The organism is Sphingopyxis granuli NBRC 100800, from assembly GCF_001591045.1.
Lineage (GTDB): Bacteria > Pseudomonadota > Alphaproteobacteria > Sphingomonadales > Sphingomonadaceae > Sphingopyxis > Sphingopyxis granuli.
Genome location: NZ_BCUA01000136.1, coordinates 1 through 5,424 on the forward strand (window position 1 = coordinate 1; position 5,424 = coordinate 5,424).

Annotated in this window: 4 protein-coding genes and 1 tRNA gene; 4 read left to right on the top strand and 1 reads right to left on the bottom strand. The window is 67.2% G+C overall.

Annotated elements, in window-relative coordinates; all coding sequences use genetic code 11:
- The first annotated feature begins 287 nt into the window (after positions 1-287).
- The 3 genes from SGR02S_RS18550 to hspQ all read left to right on the top strand — a co-directional run bounded on the left by SGR02S_RS18550 (position 288) and on the right by hspQ (position 4,147).
- A complete protein-coding gene (locus SGR02S_RS18550; protein WP_067113579.1) occupies positions 288-3,509 on the top strand; it encodes an amidohydrolase family protein in 3,222 nt (1,073 codons plus the stop codon).
- 82 nt (positions 3,510-3,591) lie between these two features.
- Positions 3,592-3,681 (top strand) — tRNA-Ser (locus SGR02S_RS18555).
- Between the two features lie 88 nt (positions 3,682-3,769).
- Positions 3,770-4,147, top strand: a complete 378-nt coding sequence (gene hspQ, locus SGR02S_RS18560) for a heat shock protein HspQ (protein WP_067113575.1) — start codon at positions 3,770-3,772, stop codon at positions 4,145-4,147.
- A 12-nt stretch (positions 4,148-4,159) separates the two neighbouring features.
- On the opposite strand, the gene SGR02S_RS18565 is transcribed toward hspQ, so the two are convergent.
- Positions 4,160-5,032: an ABC transporter permease gene (locus SGR02S_RS18565; protein ID WP_067113577.1), complete on the bottom strand. Its 873-nt coding sequence runs from the start codon at positions 5,030-5,032 to the stop codon at positions 4,160-4,162.
- 109 nt (positions 5,033-5,141) lie between these two features.
- Here SGR02S_RS18565 and SGR02S_RS18570 point away from each other — a divergent pair.
- Positions 5,142-5,424: GcrA family cell cycle regulator (locus tag SGR02S_RS18570; RefSeq protein WP_276525666.1), on the top strand; the 283-nt coding region annotated here is incomplete at its 3' end.

A 5,424-nucleotide genomic window follows, 5' to 3' on the forward strand; every position in this document is an offset into this window, starting at 1 on the left:
AGCGTCCCTGTCTCTAAGATATAAACGCCAACTTGTTTCAGGGTCCATGGTCTGCTCTCACCTGAAAGGCGGCGCAAAAGGAGAGCTCCGACCATGGATGCTGAAACGAGTTCAGCATGACGAACGGATGAGGCAGCGCGCCGAACGCCAAATCCCCACAGGCCATAGGACGACATGGGACGACCGTCACCTGTCGAGCCTGCCAGGCTTCTCATCGAAAGCCGCGCCTTGCAATGATGGGGCAAGGTCATATGGTCGCGGCATATTTCAACAGGGGATCATCATTCATGGCGCGTTTCGCAATCGCCTTCGCGGCGGCTCTGGCCTGTTCGACTTCGGCTCACGCGCAGACCGCCGCCGAAGCAACCGGTACCGACACGTGGGACGTCAACGCCCCGCCCGGCATGACGACGCGCACGGTGCCGATCGCGGTCGACGAGGGAAGCTGGATGAACGTGGACGTCGCGCCCGACGGCCGCACCATCGCCTTCGACCTGCTCGGCGACATCTATACGATGCCGATCGAGGGCGGGACGCCGACGCGGATCGCCGAGGGGCTCGCCTATGAACAGCAGCCGCGCTTCTCGCCCGACGGTTCGCGCATCGCCTTCGTTTCCGACCGCGGCGGCGGCGACAATATCTGGGTGATGAACCGCGACGGCAGCGACAAGCGCCAACTCTCCAAGGAGGATTTCCGCCTTCTCAACCAGCCGAGCTGGAGTCCCGACGGCCAGTTCATCGTCGCCAAGAAGCATTTCACCACCGGCCGCTCGCTCGGCACCGGCGAGGTGTGGCTGTATCATATTTCGGGCGGCGGCGGCGTTCCGCTGGTCAAGCGCCCGAGCGAGCGCCACCAGAAGGAACTCGGCGAGCCGACCTTCGCGCCCGACGGCAAGGGCGTCTATTATACCCGCAACGTCTCCCCCGGCCCGGTCTTCGAATATGCGCAGGACAGCAACACCGACCTGTTCCATATCGAACGCTATGACATGGACAGCGGTGCGATCACCACCGTCGCGGGCGGTCCCGGCGGCGCGGTGCGGCCGACGCCCTCGCCCGACGGCAAGCGCATCGCCTATGTCCGCCGCGAAGGCATGGAATCGAAGCTGTATGTGAAGGATCTCGCCTCTGGCGCCGAGCGCAAGCTCTATGACGCGCTCGATCAGGATGTGCAGGAAACCTGGGCCGTCACCGGCGTCTATCCGAACATGGCGTGGACCCCCGACGGCCGCGACATCCTGTTCTGGGCCGGCGGCAAGCTGCGCCGCGTGGCGGGCGACGGCGGCGAAGCGCGCGTCATCCCCTTCCGCATCTCCGACGACCGCGTGATCGTCGACGCCGTCCATCCCGAGGTGGCAGTCGCGCCCGACAGCTTCGAGACGCAGATGCCGCGCTGGGCCGAAGTGTCGCCCGACGGTGGCCAGGTCGTGTTCGAAACGCTGGGCAAACTATGGATCAAGCCCGCGACCGGCGGCACCGCCCGGCGCCTGACCGCGGCGAAGGATGCGGCGTTCGAGATGTGGCCGAGCTGGTCGCGCGACGGCAAGTCGGTCGTCTTCGTGCGCTGGACCGACGCGGGGCTCGGCGAAGTCCACGTCGTCGGCGCCGGCGGCGGCGCGACGCGCAGGGTGACGAGCGTGCCCGGCCACTATGCCGAGCCGCGCTTCTCTCCCGACGGCGGGACGATCGTCTTCGAACGGCGCGGCGGCGGCTACCTGACCTCCGGACGCTGGGGCGCGAACCCCGGCGTCTATCGCGTCGCGGCGGCCGGCGGCACGCCCGAACTCGTCGACGCGGACGGCGCCAAGCCGCAGTTCGGCGGATCGGGCGATCGATTGTTCATGGTCGCATCGGGCGGCGGCAAGAGCCAGCTTGTCAGCACCGACCTGTCGGGGCAGGACAAGCGCGTTCATGCCAGCGGCGAGCTGGTCAGCGATTACGAGATCTCGCCCGACGGCCGCACCCTCGCCTTTCGCCAGAACCACGACGTCTATGTCACGCCGCTGATGCCCGGTGCGCAGGATGTCGCGCTGGGAATGAAGGGCGGCGCGCTGCCCGTGACGCGCGTCAGCGACAGCGGCGCCGACTATGTCCACTGGTCGAACGGCGGCCGCCGGCTTCACTGGACGCGCGGCCCGACGCTGTTCAGCGCCGACCTTTCCGCCCTGTTCGCCAGCGCGCCGGGCGCGAAGGCGGCTTTCACACCGCCCACCGCCGGCGTGTCGCTGTCGATGACGCAGAGGGCGGCGAAGCATCGCGGTGCGGTGCTGATCACCGGCGCGAAGATCGTCACCATGGCCGACAAGCAGGGCGGGATCGTCGACAATGGCGCGATCCTGATCGAGGACGACCGCATCGCGGCGATCGGCCCGGCGGGTTCGCTCACCGTCCCGGCGGGCACGGTGACGATCGACGCGGCGGGCAAGACGATCGTTCCCGGCTTCGTCGACGGCCATGCGCACGGCCCGCACGGCGACGACGAACTGGTGCCGCAGCAGAACTGGTCGGAGATCGTCAATCTGGCGATGGGCACGACCACCAGCCACAACCCGTCGTCGCGCGCCTCCGAAATCTTCGTCTCGTCCGAAATGCAGCGCGCGGGCCTGATCCTCGCGCCGCGCATCTTTTCGACCGGCGAGGCGATCTATGGCGCGAAGGCGGCGGGCATCTATGCCGAGATCGACAGCTATGCCGATGCGCTCGCGCATGTCCGGCGGCTGAAGGCGCAGGGCGGGCACAGCGTCAAGAACTACAACCAGCCGCGCCGCGAACAGCGCCAGATGGTCGTGCGCGCCGCGCAGGCCGAGGGGATGACCGTCGTGCCCGAAGGCGGGTCGATGTACGCGCAGGGCGTGACGCTGATCCAGGACGGCAACGCGACGGTCGAGCACAATATCCCGCTCCACACCTTCTACGGCGATCTGGTGCAGCTGTGGGGACAGACCAACGTCGATTATACGCCGACGCTCGTCGTCACCTTCGGCGGCCTCGCGGGCGATCCCTATTGGCGGGCGCACACCAATGTCTGGGAGCAGCCGGTGCTGGCGCGGCACATTCCGCCGACCATCCTCGCGGCAGAGAACAAGCGCCGCGTGATCGCGCCCGAAAGCGACTATGTCGACGACGATTCGGCGCGCGAGGCGGCGAAGATCGCGGCCGCCGGGCGCAACGTGTCGATCGGGGCGCACGGCCAGCAGGCGGGCCTCGGCGCGCATTGGGAGATGTGGTCGTTCGTCCGCGGCGGCTGGAGCGCCATCGACGCGCTGCGCGCCGCGACGATCATGCCCGCGACCGCGCTCGGCTATGCGAAGGATGTCGGCTCGCTCGAGGTCGGCAAGCTCGCCGACCTCCTCATCCTCGACGCCGATCCGACCGAGAATATCCGCAACAGCGAAAGCATCCATCGCGTGATGCTGGGCGGCCATCTCTATGACCCGTCGACGATGAACGAGGTCGACACCGGGGCGCGGAAGCGCGCGCCCTACTGGTGGGAATCCGACCGTCCCTGACCATCGGGCGGCGACGCTCCGCTTTTGCGACTTGAGGGTTGCAAAGGCGGGGCATCGCCGCTAGGGGCGACGGCCTCAGCGAGGAGAGTTGGCTGAGTGGTCGAAAGCGTCGCACTCGAAATGCGAAGTGCCGGCAACGGTACCGAGGGTTCGAATCCCTCACTCTCCTCCATTTTCTTCCTGGTTCGCGGCCGTGTCGTGGACGGCAAGATTCACCGGCAGGCGGTTGAAACGCAGCGCCGCGGTCATAAATTGGCGTCATGACGGCAAAATCCTCGCCCTTCACCGACATGCCCGGCGTGCGGGCCCCCTTGATCGAGCGCGCGCGCTTTGCGCCGGGCGACATCGTCCGCCACCGCATGTTCGATTTCCGCGGCGTGGTCTTCGACGTCGATCCCGTCTTCTCGAACAGCGATGAATGGTATGAGGCGATCCCCGAGGCGATCCGCCCGGCGAAGGAGCAGCCTTTCTATCACCTCATGGCCGAGAGCGACGACTCCTCCTACATCGCCTATGTCAGCCAGCAGAATCTGGTGGCGGACGGCGAAGCCGGGCCGGTCGATCATCCACAGCTCGCGGCGATGTTCGACGGGCTCGACCGCGGGCGCTACCGCGTCCGCGCGATCCACCGGCACTGATCCGCCGCGCGATCAGGCCTTGAGCTTCCAGCCCGATGCCAGCAGGCGATAGGTCAGGACGCCCAGCGCGACATTGACCGCGAGGAGGATCAGTGCCGCGGTCAGCACCGGATGCGCCATCGAGGAATCGACGGTGCCGATGAAGCCGTAGCGGAACCCCATGATCGCATGATAGACGGGGTTGGCATGCGTGATCGACTGGAACCACGGCGCCAGCCGGTCGACCGAATAGAAAGTGCCCGACAGCAGCGCGAGCGGCGTCACCACGAAATTGGTCACCGCGGCGGCGTGATCGAACTTTTCGGCCCAAACCGACGTGATCAGTCCCAGAAAGCCGAGCATCGTCGCGCCGAGCAGGCCGAAGGCCACGACCGCACCCGGATGGCGCGGCATCACGTCGACACCGGGCCACAGGAGCATCGCCGCCCACAGCGCCAGTCCGACCAGCACCGCGCGGGTGACCGCGGCGCCGATCATCGCGACGATCAGTTCGCCGACGCCCAGCGGCGGCATCAGATAATCGACGATCGTGCCCTGAATCTTGCCGACCAGCAGCGAAAAGCTCGAATTGGCGAAACTGTTCTGGAGCATCGCCATCATGATCAGCCCCGGCGCGACGAAATCGGCGAACGGCACGCCGATGACCTGGCGCCCCGCCCCGCCCAGCGCCACGGTGAAGATCACCAGGAACAGCAGGGTCGTGACCGCGGGCGCCCAGATTGTTTGCAGCTGGACCTTGAAAAAGCGCCGCACCTCCTTGACATAAAGGGCCTGTGTGCCGGGAATGTTGAGCGTGCGGATGCGTGGGACTCCGGGTTCGGCGAAGGGCTGCGTCGCAGCCGGAACGCCGGAGTCGGATCGCGAAATTTGGGGCTGGTCGTTCATGGCGTTCTCGCCTATCGCCTCCCCGACTTCACCGCAAGCTGGGCCTTGACGCCCTGGCCCGCCGGTTCGCGTCGCGATACCGGCGACCGGTAAAGATGAGGAATAGAGCATGTCATGGACCGATGAGCGCATCGAGCAGCTGCGCAGCATGTGGGAAAAGGGGCTGACCGCCAGCCAGATCGCCGACGAGCTTGGCGGTGTCAGCCGCAACGCCGTGATCGGCAAGGCGCATCGCCTTGGCCTCAAGTCGCGTCCGTCGCCCGTGAAGGCGACCGAAAAGGCGAAGCCGGCGCGATCCGCCCCGGTGCCGAAGCCGGCCGCGCCGACACCGACGCCCGCGCCGCGCGCTGCCGAGCCCGCGTCCGCTCGCCCTGCCCCGGCGCCGCGCGCCG

Coding starts and splice junctions, on each gene's coding strand:
- SGR02S_RS18550 (WP_067113579.1), top strand. CDS start 288: ATGGCGCGTTTCGCAATCGCCTTCGCGGCGGCTCTGGCCTGTTCGACT.
- hspQ (WP_067113575.1), top strand. CDS start 3,770: ATGACGGCAAAATCCTCGCCCTTCACCGACATGCCCGGCGTGCGGGCC.
- SGR02S_RS18565 (WP_067113577.1), bottom strand. CDS start 5,032: ATGAACGACCAGCCCCAAATTTCGCGATCCGACTCCGGCGTTCCGGCT.